Annotated in this window: 13 protein-coding genes; 9 read left to right on the top strand and 4 right to left on the bottom strand. The window is 68.9% G+C overall.

The window, feature by feature from the left end:
* The first annotated feature begins 215 nt into the window (after nt 1-215).
* The 6 genes from ABZ552_RS24030 (at nt 216) to ABZ552_RS24005 (ending at nt 6,689) form a co-directional block, all read left to right on the top strand.
* Nucleotides 216-2,387 (top strand): hypothetical protein, encoded by a 2,172-nt coding sequence (locus ABZ552_RS24030; protein ID WP_281881046.1) that lies wholly within the window; start codon nt 216-218, stop codon nt 2,385-2,387.
* Entirely contained in the window at nt 2,384-2,875 is a 492-nt protein-coding gene (locus ABZ552_RS24025; RefSeq protein ID WP_281874298.1) for a GtrA family protein, read from the top strand. The genes ABZ552_RS24030 and ABZ552_RS24025 overlap by 4 nt, the downstream gene beginning before the upstream one ends.
* A gap of 71 nt (nt 2,876-2,946) precedes the next feature.
* Nucleotides 2,947-5,199, top strand: a complete 2,253-nt coding sequence (locus tag ABZ552_RS24020; protein ID WP_281874296.1) for a hypothetical protein — start codon at nt 2,947-2,949, stop codon at nt 5,197-5,199.
* Nucleotides 5,196-5,732: a GtrA family protein gene (locus tag ABZ552_RS24015; RefSeq protein WP_281874294.1), complete on the top strand. Its 537-nt coding sequence runs from the start codon at nt 5,196-5,198 to the stop codon at nt 5,730-5,732. The genes ABZ552_RS24020 and ABZ552_RS24015 overlap by 4 nt, the downstream gene beginning before the upstream one ends.
* Before the next feature lie 9 nt (nt 5,733-5,741).
* A complete protein-coding gene (locus ABZ552_RS24010) occupies nt 5,742-5,969 on the top strand; it encodes a Trm112 family protein (RefSeq protein WP_281874292.1) in 228 nt (75 codons plus the stop codon).
* A 405-nt stretch (nt 5,970-6,374) separates the two neighbouring features.
* Complete coding sequence (locus ABZ552_RS24005; RefSeq protein WP_281874291.1) at nt 6,375-6,689, top strand: L,D-transpeptidase; 315 nt, start codon at nt 6,375-6,377, stop codon at nt 6,687-6,689.
* Nucleotides 6,690-6,704: 15 nt separating this feature from the next.
* On the opposite strand, the gene ABZ552_RS24000 is transcribed toward ABZ552_RS24005, so the two are convergent.
* The 4 genes from ABZ552_RS24000 to ABZ552_RS23985 form a co-directional block, all read right to left on the bottom strand.
* A complete protein-coding gene (locus tag ABZ552_RS24000) occupies nt 6,705-7,334 on the bottom strand; it encodes a TetR family transcriptional regulator (RefSeq protein ID WP_281874290.1) in 630 nt (209 codons plus the stop codon).
* Nucleotides 7,331-8,125, bottom strand: coding sequence for an ABC transporter permease (locus ABZ552_RS23995; protein WP_281874289.1), 795 nt, complete (start codon nt 8,123-8,125; stop codon nt 7,331-7,333). Before ABZ552_RS23995 ends, ABZ552_RS24000 begins: the two co-directional genes overlap by 4 nt.
* Nucleotides 8,122-8,853: an ABC transporter ATP-binding protein gene (locus ABZ552_RS23990; RefSeq protein WP_281874288.1), complete on the bottom strand. Its 732-nt coding sequence runs from the start codon at nt 8,851-8,853 to the stop codon at nt 8,122-8,124. Before ABZ552_RS23990 ends, ABZ552_RS23995 begins: the two co-directional genes overlap by 4 nt.
* Before the next feature lie 87 nt (nt 8,854-8,940).
* Nucleotides 8,941-10,455: a multicopper oxidase domain-containing protein gene (locus ABZ552_RS23985; protein WP_281874287.1), complete on the bottom strand. Its 1,515-nt coding sequence runs from the start codon at nt 10,453-10,455 to the stop codon at nt 8,941-8,943.
* 202 nt (nt 10,456-10,657) lie between these two features.
* On the opposite strand from ABZ552_RS23985, the gene ABZ552_RS23980 reads away from it, so the two are divergent.
* From ABZ552_RS23980 to tyrS, 3 genes are all read left to right on the top strand, one after another.
* Nucleotides 10,658-11,803: a low temperature requirement protein A gene (locus ABZ552_RS23980; protein WP_281874286.1), complete on the top strand. Its 1,146-nt coding sequence runs from the start codon at nt 10,658-10,660 to the stop codon at nt 11,801-11,803.
* 201 nt (nt 11,804-12,004) lie between these two features.
* Nucleotides 12,005-12,646, top strand: coding sequence for a DNA-3-methyladenine glycosylase (locus ABZ552_RS23975; RefSeq protein ID WP_281874285.1), 642 nt, complete (start codon nt 12,005-12,007; stop codon nt 12,644-12,646).
* Nucleotides 12,647-13,305: 659 nt separating this feature from the next.
* Nucleotides 13,306-14,595, top strand: a complete 1,290-nt coding sequence (gene tyrS, locus ABZ552_RS23970) for a tyrosine--tRNA ligase (protein WP_281874284.1) — start codon at nt 13,306-13,308, stop codon at nt 14,593-14,595.
* Nucleotides 14,596-15,079 lie beyond the last annotated feature (484 nt).

Raw genomic sequence — 15,079 nt, 5'->3', positions numbered from 1 at the left:
GAGCCCGAACCGGTGTGGACTCTAGCACGGGGCGCAGGGCGGCTACCGGAGCAGCTGATCATGCCCTCATCTTGGTGGCGTCCGCGACCGATGCCAAGCGGAGGGCTGCCCTGTAGGGTTTGGAACTCGTGACGGACAGTGCAGTGCCCGGCTCGCGGCCGGATGTCTATTCGCGGCGAGATGTCTACCGGTGGGGGGTCATCACCGCGCTCGGAGTGATCGCGGGTTACCTCGCTGTCCTGCTCGCCAACGCCCGGCATTTCTTCACCGACGACACCGAATCCCAGTACACCTCGCTGTGGGTCGGTCTCGGCCGTGCGCTGCGCGCGGGCGAGTTCCCGGTCATGGTGCCCGAGCAGTGGATGTCGGGCAACAACACCATGGACGACGCGGGCCTGTTCAACCCACCGCAGCTGCTGATCGATCTGATCGCGCCCTCGGTGGACAACGTCGCGCTGTACGCGACCGTCGTGAAGCTGATCTTCTCGATCATCGCCGCGCTCGGCGTGTATCGCGTCTGCCTCGCCTACGGCGGCAGGCCCGCCTGGTCGGCGGTGGCGGGCATCGCGCTGCCGCTGTCGGGCTTCTTCCTCTTCTTCGACGAAGCCAGCTGGATGACCGCGCTCACCGGCACCGCCTGGATGGTGCACGCCTGGGCCGCGTCGGTGCGCTACACGCGAGGTCTCGGCGGGCCGATCCCGGTGTTCGTCTACCTCTACCTGACCATCTCGACGCAGTACATCTTTCCCGCGGTGGAAGCCGTGCTGATGCTGCTGGCCGTGGCCGTGGGCGAGCTGGTGTACCAGCGCAAGTGGCAGCCGGTGCTGCGGCTGACGCTCGCGGCGGGCTGCGCGGGGCTAGCGGGCCTGCTGACCTTCTTGCCGTCGATGCTGTCGGCGAAGGTGACCTGGCGGGGCACCGCGCAGATCAACAACGACCAGTTCCTCACCGTGCCGTGGTCGGAGTCGCTGAACGCCAGCCTGCCCAGCTCGCTGCCCGCCTTCACGTCGTGGTGGGGTTACGTGCAGCCGCTGCCGGTCACCTACATCGCGTGGTTCCTGATCCCCGCCCTCGCGTTCGTCGATTGGCGTCGCGCCCGGGAGGCGTGGCGGGAGCTGAGCGCGATCGCAATCTTCGCGATGATGATGCTGATGTGGACCGCGGGCCCCGGTTCGGTCGGTCCGCTGCGCTGGCCCGCGCGCGTGCTGCCGATGCTGGCCATCGGCCTGCTGATCCTGGTGTGCGTGCTGCTGGGGCGGTACGGCACGGTGCGGGATCCGAAGAGCCGCGGCATCGCGGCGGGCGTGCTGATCCTGCTGCTGTGGGTGCGCTCGTTCTCCGCCGACCCGCACGACGTGATCTGGCACGTGATCGCGGCCCTCGCGCTGGCCGCGCTGGTCGCGGCGGCGGTGTGGCTCGGGCGCACCAAGGGAACCGCGGCGGCGTGCGCGCTGACCATCGTCGCGATGTTCCCGATCGCCTACTTCCAGGTCGACGCGGCGCAACCGACGCCGATGTCGTGGAATCTGCCCGCGAAGCGTTCGCAAGCGAAGGCGGCGTTCCCGGATTTCGCGGGCAACACCATCCAGCTGGGCGATCGAGGACTGCTGCAGCCGCAGGACAAGAGCATCGAGGGCGCGTACGGCTCGCTCGTCTTCGGCAACTACGCCCGGGGTCTCGAGCTCGACTACGTCAACGGGTACACCCCCAGCGGCCACTTCTACTTCGGTGAACTGCTGTGCATGCGCTGGGACGGCAGCGTCTGCCCCGACGCCTACCGGCGGATGTTCGCGCCCGAGCCGACCACCGGGCGGCCGCTGGTCGATCTGATGAATCTGGATCGCGTGGTGCTGCAGCGGGCGCTGTTCCCCGACGCGCCCGGCCAACCGGCGCCCGAGGGGTGGAAGTGGGTGGACTACCCCGGGCACGAGCGTTACATCGCGGTGCTGGAACGCGTGGGCGGACTCATCTCGACCACGAACGGCCGCGTCACCGATGCCGAGAAGGTGAGCGCGACCTCGATCTCCGAAACCGACACCACCAGCCGGGTGCGCGTGTCCTCCGCCGAAGGCGGCCGGGTGGTGTTCGCTCGGCTGGGCTGGCCTGGATACCGGGTCACGCTGGACGGCAAGTCGCTTCCGATCACCACGGTCGCCAAGTCCTTCATCGCCGTCGACGTCCCCGCGGGCACCCAGAACGCCGAACTCGTGCTGACCTGGCGTCCGCCCGGCTGGAAGATCGGCATCGCCGCCGCCGTGGCGGGCGTGCTCGGGCTCGGGGTGCTGCAGTGGCTGCATGTCCGGTCCCGGCGCCGCGAGGAGCCGGAGGAGGCGGGCGACGCCGAGCGCACCGAGCCGGATCGTGAGCTGGCGGACGTCGTTTCGTGAAGACGAACGCGCGCCCGGACGCCGCGGCGGCCGCGGCCGTGGGTGACGGGCCCGCGCCGGGACTCCTGGTGCGGGTGTTCCGGCGACAAGAGGTCGCGTTCGCGGTGGTCGGCGCGGGCAACACCCTGCTCGGCATCGCGCTGACCGTCGCGTGGCTGGCGGTGCTGGGCGACGCGTGGCCGCCCGCGGTCGCGGTGGTGCTGGCCTACGCCGTCGGCATCGTCGTCGCCTTCGTCTTGCACCGCACGCTCGTGTTCCGGGTCCGTGGCCGCCTGCTGCGCGACTTCGCGGGCTTCGTGGTGGTGAATTCGGGTGGGCTGCTGCTGAATACGGTGCTGTTGTCGCTGGCCGTCGCGGTGCTGCACCTGCCGCGGATTCCGTCGGCGGTCGTGGTGATGGGCCTGGTGGCCGTCGCCAGCTTCTTCGGCCACCGCTACATCTCGTTCCACCGTGAGCCCGAGGCCGGGGCCCGAGGCGCCGCGCGATAGCGCCTTCCCGGACGGCGTTCCGGCACTGGCATGCCCGCGCGGCACCGCGTTGACGGTAGGGTCTGGGACTCGTGGCCGAACGTAGCACCTTCCCTTCACGCGAAGTCTGGACATGGGGCGTCATCACGGCGCTCGGGGTGGTCGCGGGATACGGTGCGGTGCTACTCGCCAACGTCCGGCATTTCTACACCGACGACACCGAATCGCAGTACGCGCCGCTGTGGGTGATGCTCGGCCGGTACCTGCGCGAAGGACGGCTCCCGGCACTCGTGCCCGAGCACTGGATGGCGGGCAACTACACCATCGAAGAAGCCGGACTGCTCAATCCACCGCAACTGCTGATCGATCTGATCGCGCCGTCGGTGGACAACCTCGCGCTGTACGCCACGGTGGTGAAACTGATCTTCGCCATCGTCCTCGCGCTCGGCGTCTACCGGATCTGCCTGGCCTACGGCGCGAAGGCGCCCTGGGCGGCGGTCGCGGGCGCCGCCATACCGTTCACCGGATGGCTGCTGTTCTTCGACGAGGCCAGCTGGATGACCGCCTTCACCGGCACCGCCTGGCTGGCCCACGCGTGGGCCTCCGGCGTGCGCTACGCCCGTGGGCGCAGCGGGCCGATCCCCACCTTCGTCTTCCTTTATCTGGCCATCTCGGTGCAGTACATCTTCCCCGCGGTGGAAGCCGGTCTGATGGTGGGCGCCGTCGTGATCGGCGAACTCGTGTATCAGAAGGCGTGGCGTCCGGCGCTGCGCCTGCTGACGGTCGCCGCGTGTGCCGCGCTGGCCGGGTTGGCGACCTACCTGCCGTCGATGCTGTCGGCGAAGGTGACCTGGCGAGGCACCGCGCAGATCAACAACGACCAGTTCCTCACGGTGCCGTGGTCGGAGTCGCTGAACGCCAGCCTGCCCAGCACACTGCCCGCGTTCAGCTCCTGGTGGGGCTACGTGCAGCCGATGCCGGTGGTCTACATCGCCTGGTTCCTGGTCCCGGCGCTGGCCTTCGTCGACTGGCGCAAGGCGCTCGGCTCGGCGCGCGAGTTCGTCGCGCCCGCGCTGTTCGCGGTGATGGCGTTGATGTGGACGGCCGGTCCCGGCGCTGTCGGCCCGTTGCGCTGGCCTGCGCGGGTGCTCCCGATGGTGGCTTTGGGCCTGCTGGTGCTGGTGTGCGTGCTGCTGGGCCGCTTCGCCACCGTCCAGGACTGGCGGCGGCGTGGCGTCGCGGCCGCGGTGCTCATCGGTCTGTTGTGGGCGCGTTCCTTCTCGGCCGCGCCGCACGAGGTGATCTGGCATGTCGTGGCGGCGCTCGGTGTGGCGGCGCTCGGCGCCGTCGCGGTATGGCTGGGGCGCAGCCGTGGCGCGGCCGCCGCGTGCGCGCTGATCGTCGTTTCGGTGTTCCCGATCGCGTATCTGCAGGTGTGGGCGGCGCAACCGACCCCGATGGGCTGGAATCTGCCGGAGAACCGGTCGGAGATGAAGGCCGCGTTCCCCGATTTCCCCGGCACTACGCTGCAACTGGCGGACCGAATGCTGATCCCGCCGGCGGAACGCAATCTTTCCGGCGCGTACGGATCGCTCGTCTTCGGCAACTACGCGAAAGATCTCGAGCTGACCTACGTCAGCGGGTACACCCCCAACGGGCACTACTGGTTCGGCGAGACGTTGTGCATGCGCTGGGACACCAGTGTCTGCCCCGATGCCTACCGGCGGGCGTTCGCGACCGAGCCGACCACCGGCCGGACCATCGTCGACCTGATGAAGGTCGACCGGGTCGTGCTGCAGCGCGCTCTGCACCCGGACGCGCGCGACCGACCCGCGCCCTCCGGCTGGAGGTGGGTCGATTACCCGGGGCACGAGAAGTACATCTCCGTGCTCGAACGCGTCGACGGCCTGATCTCGGCGCGTGACGGCCGGATCGCGGCCACCCAGGGAGTGACGGCCACGTCGGTCGCCGAATCGGACACGACGAGCCGGGTACGGGTGAACTCCCCGGAAGGTGGGCGGGTCGTGTTCGCCCGGCTCGGCTGGCCCGGTTACCGGGTGACCATCGACGGCCGTGCGATCCCCTCCACGCTGGTCGCCAAAACCTTTGTGGCTGTGGATATTCCGGCCGGTAGCTCCGGTGAGCTGGTACTGTCCTGGCAACCCCCGGGCTGGCGGATCGGCGTCGCAGCGGCACTGGCCGGGCTGCTCGGCGTCGGTGCGCTGGAGTGGGCCTACCTGCGCGGCAGGCGGCGGCTCGACGGGTCGGCCGAACCGAGTGACGCGCCGTCGCCGCCCGACCCGGCCGTGACCCCGGACACCGATTTGGCCGACGCCGTCCGATGAGCGCGGGCGCGGCGGATCGACCGGGTGCGGCCCGGGCCTTCGAGACGGATGCCGAAGGCGTGGAGTCCGCGGCGCTTCCCGCCGACCCCGGCCCGCTGCTGCGCGTGGTGCGCCGCCAGGAGATCGCGTTCGCGATCGTCGGCGTGGTGAACACCGGCCTGGGCATGGCCCTGACGGTGCTGTGGCTGGCGGTGCTCGGCAACCGGGCGCCCGCCGCGCTCGCGCCCGCCCTGGCCTACAGCATCAGCGTGGTCGTGGCGTTCGTCCTGCACCGAACCCTCGTGTTCCGGGTGCGCGGCCGCCTGGCGCGGGACTTCCTCGCGTTCGTCGCGGTGAATTCCGGCGGCTTGGTGCTGAACATGGTGCTGCTCCAGCTGGGGGTCTCGCTGCTGCACCTGCCGAGCATTCCGTCGGCGGTCGCGGTGATGGCGCTGGTGGCGGGCGCGAGCTTCTTCGGTCATCGCCACATCTCGTTCCGCCGGACACCCGCACTCGATACGGACGGTTCCCGGCCCGGCCCGGCCGGAAGGTAGGTTTCTCGTATGCCTGAGCCCACCTTGGATGCCACATTGCTGAGCCTGCTGGCCTGCCCGCAGGACAAAGGCCCGCTGCGCCTGGTCCGTGCCGCCGACGGCAGCGCGCTGCTCTACAACCCGCGCCTGCGCCGGGCATACCCGATCGAGAACGGCATCCCGGTCCTGCTCGTCGACGAGGCCAGGGATGTCACCGACGCCGAGCACGACGTGTTCACCGCGCAGGCCGACGCCTGACCTACCCGCCCTGCCGTCCGGCTTCCGCACGACTCGCCCGTCGCCCGGCAACGGATCCGTCACGGTCGTTTTGCCTCCATTGACCGTTCCGAACCGGCTCCGCCATGATCATTTGCACCTCGGAACGGTCCGCTCGCTCCAGCGAAGGGGTGACGCGGCCGGCCTGACGAGCGGCACCGAGTGGCGTATGGGAGAGAGGTCGGGAACGTAATGAGCGATACGCGTTTACGTAACTGGACAGCTCGGTGTGCGATTGCCTTCGGAGTCGCGGCGGCGGGATTCACCATGGCGGCGCCCGCACAGGCCGAACCTCTTTGGCCCGGTGGTCCGGACATCCCCGGGATGCCCGCGTTGATTCCGCCCCCGCCTCCCGTCGCGCCGTGCTCCACGGCGGCCCGTGCGTGCATGCGGCTGTCCACCGACGAAGCGTGGCTGATGGACGAGGGCAAGGTGGTCTACGGCCCCACGCCGATTTCGCACGGGATGCCGGGATACGAGACGCCGCCGGGAGTCTTCCGCGTGTCGTTCAAGAAGGAGTTCCATTGGAGCACCATGCACAACGCTCCGATGCCGTACGCGACCTTCTTCAACGGTGACATCGCCTTCCACGTCGGCCCGATCGAGAAGAAGTCGCACGGCTGCGTCCGGATGACCCACGAGGGAGCCAAGGCTTTCTACGAGTATCTGTGGCCGGGCGACGTCGTCGAAGTCGTGGAGTGACGGCCCGGTCGGCGTTCACTGTCCGATGTCGCCGGTCAGATAGCGCTGCAGCGTCGGGCCCACGGCGGCGACCAGGTCGGCGGCGGGCATCGAGGCCAGGGGTTCCACCCCGACGATCTTGCGTCCCACCAGCACGCCGATCATCTGGGACGCGACCAGGCCGATCCGGACCCGGCCGTCGTCCTGCGGGGTGGCGATACGCGAGCGCACGCGTTCCAGCACCACTTCCAACAAGAATGTCCTGGCCAGAGACGGGTCGTCGCTGCCGGCCAGGATGCTGCGCACCACCGCCACCACACCGGGTCCTGCGGGGGAGTCCCACACCCCGATCACCGCGCGAATGATCGTCTCGCCCAGCTGATCCAGTGGCGCGGCCTCGATGATGCGCAGGGTCGCCTCCGGATCGACCGGCAGCTCCACCACCGCGGCGAAGAGCTGTTGCTTGGTGCCGAAGTAGTGGTGCACCAGGGCGGGATCGACCCCGGCGTCGGTGGCGACGGCGCGCACCGAGGTCTTGTCGAAGCCCGCGTCGGCGAAACGCGCGCGGGCGGCCGCGAGGATGGCCTCGCGGGCGCCCGATTGCCCCGGTCGGCGGCCGGTGCGGGCAGGCCGCTCGGCGCCGCCGGAACCGTTTCCTGCCGTCACGTGGTCCGCCGTCGTAGCGTGGCCGCGCCCAGGCACAAGGCGACGATCGCGAATCCGGCGACGATGGCCAGATCGCGCCACATCTCGCCGGTGACCTCCGGATGCGTCGAAACTTGTTGCAGCGCGTCGACCGCGTAGCTCAGCGGCATCACGTTGCTGATCACCTCCAGCCAATCGGGCAGCTGGCCGCGGGGAACGAGCAAGCCGCACAGGAAGATTTGCGGCGCGACCACGACCGGCATGAACTGTACGGCCTGGAATTCGGTGCGCGCGAACGCGCTTGCCAGCAGCCCCAGCGCCACACCGCACACCGCGTCGATCACCGCGATCAGCACCACCCAGCTGGGGCTGCCCGCAGCGTCGAGCCCGAGCAACCCGAACGAGACCAGGCAGGCGACGATCGCCTGCGCGGCGGCGGCCAGCGAGAACGCGGTGCCGTATCCGGCGAGCAGGTCGAGTTTCGTCAGCGGCGTGGACAGCAGCCGCTCCAGCGTGCCCGAGGTCCGTTCGCGTTGCATCGCGATCGCGGTGATCAGGAACATCACGATGAACGGCAGGATGCCGAGCATGCTGATGCCCACCCGGTCGAACAGCGAGACGGGGTTCAGCGGATTGGTCGGAGTGTCCTTGTAGATGAAATACAGCAGCGCCATCAGCAGTGCGGGGACCACGAGGATCATGGCGACGGTGCGGTGGTCGTTGCGCAGCTGCCGCAGGATGCGGCCGGTGGTCGCGGCGTAGGGGCGCACCGTCGGCGTCCGCCGGGGCGTGGCTTCGGAAAGGGCGGTCATGCGTTCTGTCCCATCGTGATCAGGGTGAGGAAGGCGGTCTCCAGGTTCTGCTCACCGGTCCGCGTGCGCAGTTCGTCGGGGCTGAGCTGGGCGAGCAACTGCCCCTCGCGCATCAGCAGCAGCCGGTCGCAGTGCTCGGCCTCGTCCATGACGTGACTGGACACCAGCAACGTCGTCCCGTTCGCCGCCAGCTCGTGGAACTGCTTCCACAGCTCGACGCGCAGCACCGGATCCAGGCCGACCGTCGGCTCGTCCAGCACCAGCAGTTGCGGCTGGGCGACCAGCGCGCACGCCAGGGACGCGCGCGTCTTCTGCCCGCCGGACAGCTCGTCACCGCGCTGCTGGGCGTGGTCGGTCAGACCGACCGCCGTGATCGCGTCGTCGACGTCGGCGCGGTCGCGGCCGTAGAGCGCGGCGAAGTACGCGACGTTCTCACGGACGCTGATGTCGTTGTAGATGCTCGGCGCCTGGGTGACATAGCCGATCAAGTGGCGCAGCGCGGCCGAGCCCGCCGGGCGCCCGAGCGCGCTGACGTCGCCCGATTCGATGATCTGAGTGCCGACGATGGCACGCATCAGCGTGGTCTTGCCGCATCCGGACGGGCCGAGCAGACCGGTGATCGATCCGCGCGGGATGGTGAGCGAGACGTCGTGCAGTACTTCGCGGCCGCCGCGGTGGACCCGCAGATTCCTTACCTCGACGGCGGGAGATGGGGTGGATTGCGACACGGTCGCCTCAATTCATCGAGTGTTGAATTCACTGTGTGATGAATTTAGCGCGCCCACCCGGAACAGGCAAGAGCGGTGCGCGTGGAATCAGTGACCGTGGTGCGCGGGTGGCGTTCCCGCGGTCTGCCCGGGCTCCACCACCACGAATTGGCCCATCATTCCGAGGTCCTCGTGCCAGAGCAGATGGCAGTGATACATGTACGGTGCGTCCGGATCGGCCGGGCCGTCGAACCGCATGGCCAGTCGCACCGTGCTGTTCGGCGGCAGGAAAACGGTGTCCTTCGGACCGGTCGACGCCGCGGGTACCGGGCCGTCGTCCACCGCGATCACGCGGAATCGCACGTCGTGGATGTGGAAGTTGTGCGGCATGCCGTCGTTGTTGCGCACCACCCAGATCTCCGTGGTGCCGCGCGTGACCGCGAAGTCGATGCGATCCATGGCCATCGGGGTGCCGTTGATCCCGCCGAGATCCAGGTCGAAATGCCGTTCCCGGACCGCGTCGCCGCCGTCCGGCGTCGCGGACGAGGCCAGGAACGCGGGCAGTTCCGGTGAGGGACGCAACGTATCGGCCGCGCGTAATTCGAGGACGTCGAAGGTGTCGTCGCCGCCGGCGAAACGCTGGGTCCAGAAATCGAGCCCGGCGTCGAGTTCGCCGCTGCGCAGCACGGTGCGCTCGCCCGGGCGCATCCGTACCACGATCTCGGCCCGCTCACCCGGCGACAGCCGCAACCGGTCCTGCGTGCTCGGCCGTTCCAGCAGGCCGCCGTCGGTGGCGACGAGCGCGAACGGTCGCCCGTCGGCGAATTCGAAGGTGTAGACCCGTGCGGTGGATGCGTTGAGCAGGCGCAGCCGGACGAGCTCGTCGCCGACGTTCCGGTACGGCGCGAGCGTTCCGTTGACCATGGTCCGATCGCCGAGGAATCCGATGTCGCGGAAAATCCCGTGCGTGGAGTCGAACTCCGCGCCGTCGAATTTCACGTCCTGCACGATCACCGGCAGATCGTCCACCCCGTAATGCGAGGGAAGGGTGAGCGTGCTGGATACGTCGTCGTCGAGCAGGAACATGCCCGCCAGCCCGCGGCGCACGTGGGCTTCGGTCGCGCCGTGCGGATGGGGGTGATACCACAGGGTCGCGGCGGGTTGGTCGACGGTCCACTGCGGCGTCCAAGCGGCGCCCGGCGCCACCATCTGGTGCGGGCCGCCGTCCATCGCCGCGGGCAGATGCATGCCGTGCCAGTGCACGGTGGAGGCCTCCGGCAGCGTGTTGCGCACGGTGACCGCCACCGTCTCCCCGCGCCGCGCCCGCAGCGTCGGACCGAGGTAGTCGCCGTTGAACCCCCAGGTCCGCGTGGCGCGGCCGGGTAGGAATTCGCGCTGCCCGGCGCGCATGTCGAGTTCGAACGTGCGCGTGCCGTCGGCGCCGACCCGCGACGGCGCCAGCGGAGGGATGGCGAGTTCGTCCCGGAATTCCGTCTTGCCGACGGTGGATACGACCGCACCGGCGTATATCCAGGCGACCCCTCCGATGATCAGGACCGGCAAAGTCGCGAGGCAGACGGCGACCACGAGCAGCCGCCTGCGCGGCCGGGCATCCGAAGACATGGACCGACGGTAGAAATCCGCAGTGCCGCAACACATCCGGAACCATCCCGATTTCCTCCCCGATCCGCCCCCGAGGCCGGTGTCGTGACCTTCAGGGTGTGCGGGCGGCCGAACCGCCGGCACCGTCGGGTGATCTCCTGCCAAATGGAACAGACTGGCCGGTCTTCCAGCGGCGTGGCGGTGGCCGCTCTAGGCTCCAGCCGTGACCAACCAGAGCACCCTGTCCGCCGACGGTGGTCAGGTGCGGGCCTCGACGCTCGAACTGTTCTTCGATCTCGTCTTCGTCCTCACCATCACTCAGCTGTCGCATGTCTACACACACCATCCGGGCTGGCCGGCGCTCGGGCAGGTGGCGCTGTTGTTCGGGCTGATCTGGTGGATGTACTCCGGCTATGTCTGGCTCACCAACGAGGTCGCGCCGAACAGTACGACTCGGCGCACCTGGTTGCTGGTCGGCATGTTCGCGTTCTTCGTGCTGGCCCTGGCGATCCCCGACGCGTTCCACGGCACCGGCATCGCCTTCGGGTTCGGATACGTCCTGGTCAACGCCGTGCATACCGCGCTGTTCGCCTCGGCGGGCGGCGCATCGGCGACGAACGCCATCCGGCGGATCGGTCCCCTGAACGCGGTGGCCGCCGCGCTGGTGCTGGCGGGCGGATTCGTGCACGGCTGGGCGCAGTACGCGTGCTGGGGGGCCGCCTTCGCGGTCCAGGTGATCAGCCCCTACCTCGTCGACACTGGGGACTTCGTGGTCCGCGCCAGTCACTTCTGCGAGCGGCACGGACTGGTCGTGATCGTCGCGATCGGTGAATCCATCGTCGCCATCGGCGCCGGTCTGGCCGGCGAACAGATCACCGTGCAGCTCATCGCCACGGTGGGGCTGGGCCTCGGCCTGGCCTACGTCCTGTGGTGGGCGTACTTCGGCGTCGACGACGAGCGGGGCGAGCACGCACTGGCCGCGGTGCCGGACCGGGAACGCTCCCGGCCTGCCGTGCTGGCCTACGGCTACGCCCTGTACCCGCTGCTGATCGGCGTCATCGTGGCCGCGGCGGGCATCCAGATGAGCATCGCCCACGGTCACGAAGCGACCTCGGTCGCCGTGGCCGCGGCGCTCTCCGGCGGCGTCGCGCTGTACTTCGTCGGCCAGTTCTCGTTCCGCCTCGTGCTGCGGCTGCCGCGCCCCTGGGCACGCCTGCTCGCCGCACTCGCGGTGGCGGCGACCACTCCGATCGGCGTCTACTGGGTGTCCTGGGCGCAATTGGCCGCGATCGTCGTCGTGGGCTACGTCGCCGTGATCGCCGACGATCTGCTCACGCTGCGATCCGGTGAGCACAGCGCGTACTTCTGACCGGTTTCGCCGATGTACCGGTAGCGAGATCGAACACGGGTGCGGCGTCGCTTCTCGTGGCGCGACCGATCATGCCGACAGCAGAGGTCGACCACGGGTGCGTCGTACCCCGGCGTCGCGCCTCGATGCGCGACCGGCCGCGCCGAAAGGGGAGCGGTCGCCGAACGGCTGGGCGAACCCTTGTCGTAGCCGTCGAGGACAATGGCGGCTGTGTGTGCCCACTCTGTCGAGGAACTTGCCGTCGAACCTCCAGCCGCCGCCCGGCGCTTGCTCGGGGCGACCTTGTGGTCGGGTCCGGTCGGCGTGCGGATCGTCGAAGTAGAGGCCTACGGGGGAGACCCGGCGGGGCCGTGGCCCGATCCGGCTTCGCATTCCGGTCGTGGCCGGACCAAGCGCAACGACGTGATGTTCGGCCCGGCCGGTGTGCTGTACGTCTATCTCAGCTACGGCATGCACACCTGCATCAATGTGACCAGCGGGCCGGACGGAGTCGCCAGTGCGGCGCTGATCCGCTCCGGCGAGGTCATCGAGGGCCTGGAAGCGGTGCGTGCGCGACGGCCGGGCGCTCGATCCGATCTCGACTTGGCCCGGGGGCCGGGCAATCTCGGCAGTGCGCTGGGCATCACGTTGAACGACTACGGAACTCGCCTGTTCGACCCGTCGTCACCGATCCGGCTGGAGTTGCGCAGTCCGGTGCGGACGGCCGAGATCGCCAGCGGTCCGCGGGTCGGCGTCAGCAGCGCGGCGGATGTGCCGTGGCGTTTCTGGCTGCCGGATTCGCGGGCGGTGTCGGTCTACCGGCGCAGCCCGCGCGCTCCGCTGCCCGCCACGAAGTCGGCCTGACGACGCGGAGGAACTCCGCCGCCGCGCGACGAGTGTTCCCCGGCGGCCCGTTCCATCGGAGGAACGCGCCATCGACCTGAAGCACTGAGGGATGACCCGCCATCGCCGGAAACGCATCGCAGTAGTTCGTCCCGGCAGGGTGCTCGATCGCACCCTTACGGCCTGTCTGTGGTGGGGGAAACGCTGTCGAGCTGACTGACCGCACGTGCACCGCGGACGGCCGGTGGACTTCGGTCACCGGCGTTGCGGGGCGATCCGCAGACACCTGGGACGTTCGGGTCGGTGTGCCTGCCGAGCACTCGTGGAGGTCGTGCGCCGAGCTCGCTGTTCGGCGCTCGGTCGTATCGAACCCGGGCGAGCGCATGGCCGCGACCTGCCCAGACGAGGCCGCGACGGGTGACCGAGGTTGTCGTCCACCGGCGCACTTCGGCTCGCGCAACAGTGTCCCGATGTCCTGATCGCTGCTGTCCCGCTCGTTGGCAGCCTTGCGCCGTCTCGACGGCTGTCCTCGAGCGCGATCGCGCCCTCGTGTCGACTGTGCGAACGATTCCTGCCGACCTCGCGGAACGACTCGCCGAAATCGTTCGACCCACCCGCACCGCACCACGACACTGAGGTGCACACGAGGCCCCGGACCTCGTGCGGAAAGATAGGACATCGTGAGCGGCGACATCATCGACGAACTGACCTGGCGCGGTCTGATCGCGCAGTCCACCGACCTGGATGCCTTGCGTGCGGCGGCGGCCGCCGGGCCGCTGACCTTGTATGCCGGTTTCGATCCCACCGCGGCCAGCCTGCACGCGGGTCACCTGGTGCCGTTGCTCGCGCTGAAAAGGTTCCAGCGCGCCGGCCACCGCCCGATCGTGCTGGCCGGTGGCGCCACCGGGCTCATCGGCGACCCGCGCGACGTCGGCGAGCGGACCATGAACTCCACCGACACGGTGGCGAGCTGGGCCGATCGCATTCGCTCCCAGCTGGAGCGTTTCGTGGACCTGGACGACTCGCCGACCGGCGCGGTCATCGCGAACAACATGGACTGGACCGGCCCGCTGAGCGCCGTCGACTTCCTGCGCGATATCGGCAAGCACTTCTCGGTGAACGTCATGCTGGCGCGCGACACCGTCAAGCGGCGTCTGGACGGCGAGGGCATCTCGTACACCGAGTTCAGCTACATGCTGCTGCAGGCCAACGACTACTTGCAGTTGCGCCGCAACTACGGCTGCACCCTGCAGGTGGGCGGCTCCGACCAGTGGGGCAACATCATCGCGGGGGTCGAACTCAACCGCCGGGTGGACGGCGCGTCCGTGCACGCCCTGACCGTTCCACTGGTGACCTCCGCGGACGGCAAGAAGTTCGGCAAGTCCACCGGCGGCGGCAGCCTGTGGCTCGATCCCGAGATGACCAGCCCGTACGCCTGGTACCAGTACTTCGTGAACACGGCGGACGCCGACGTGGTGCGCTACCTGCGCTGGTTCACCTTCTTGTCCCGCGCGGAACTCGACGAACTCGAGCGCGCGACCGCGGAGCGCCCGCACGCCAGGGAGGCGCAGCGCAGGCTCGCCGCCGAGATGACCACCCTGGTGCACGGGGAGTCCCACACCCGCGCGGTCCAACGGGCCAGCCAGGCGTTGTTCGGTCGCGGTGAACTGCGCGAACTCGACGAGGCGACCCTCGGCGCGGCATTGCGCGAAGCGGCGATCGACGGCGAGGTCGCGCAGATCAAGGCCGGCGAGCCGAACACCATCGTGGATCTGCTCGTCGCGACCGGTCTGTCCGAGAGCCGCGGCGCCGCTCGGCGCGCGGTGAACGAAGGCGGCGCCGCGGTGAACAACGTGAAGATCTCCGATATCGAATGGACCCCGGAGGACGCCGACTACCTGCACGGACGCTGGCTCGTGCTGCGGCGCGGCAAGAAGAACCTCGCCGGCGTGCTGCGGGCAGGTGCGTGACGATCCCGGTGGCTTGAATCACATCCGTGTGATTCAAGCCCTTCTTCACTGCGAGAGCGCGCCGCTGACCTGCGGAAACGCCGGTTCGTTCAGGCGATTTGACGTAGCGTTTTCCGCCGCGTAACTTAGTCCAAGTCAGAGCGACACGGACACCAACCCGGAGCCGAAGCGAGGCGGAGACGCCGAGCAGGACCGGGAAACGAGGTAGGACGAGGAGCGCCTGGTAGCCCAGTTCAACGCGGATCTTCCGATGGTCTTGACTTCGGTAGGCTGCTTGGTTAGGCTGGGAAAGTTGCCTCACAGAAGGTCCGGTCAACACTGGCCCGGATGTGTGTGCGTGTGTTCTTTGAGAACTCAATAGTGTGTCGATGAATGTCAGTGCCAAATGTTTTTTTGGTTCCGGCTCTTCCGCTCCCCGTGTGGAGGGTCGGGCATTTTTTGTCAGCTAATTTTCCGGCTGGCGATTGTTTTGCTAGGTTTTCGG

This window comes from Nocardia sp. NPDC019219, from assembly GCF_040632645.1.
In the GTDB taxonomy this organism is placed as follows: domain Bacteria; phylum Actinomycetota; class Actinomycetes; order Mycobacteriales; family Mycobacteriaceae; genus Nocardia; species Nocardia sputorum.
The sequence above is the reverse complement of the archived record's forward strand: the minus strand, read 5'-3'. Positions and strand labels throughout refer to the sequence as shown.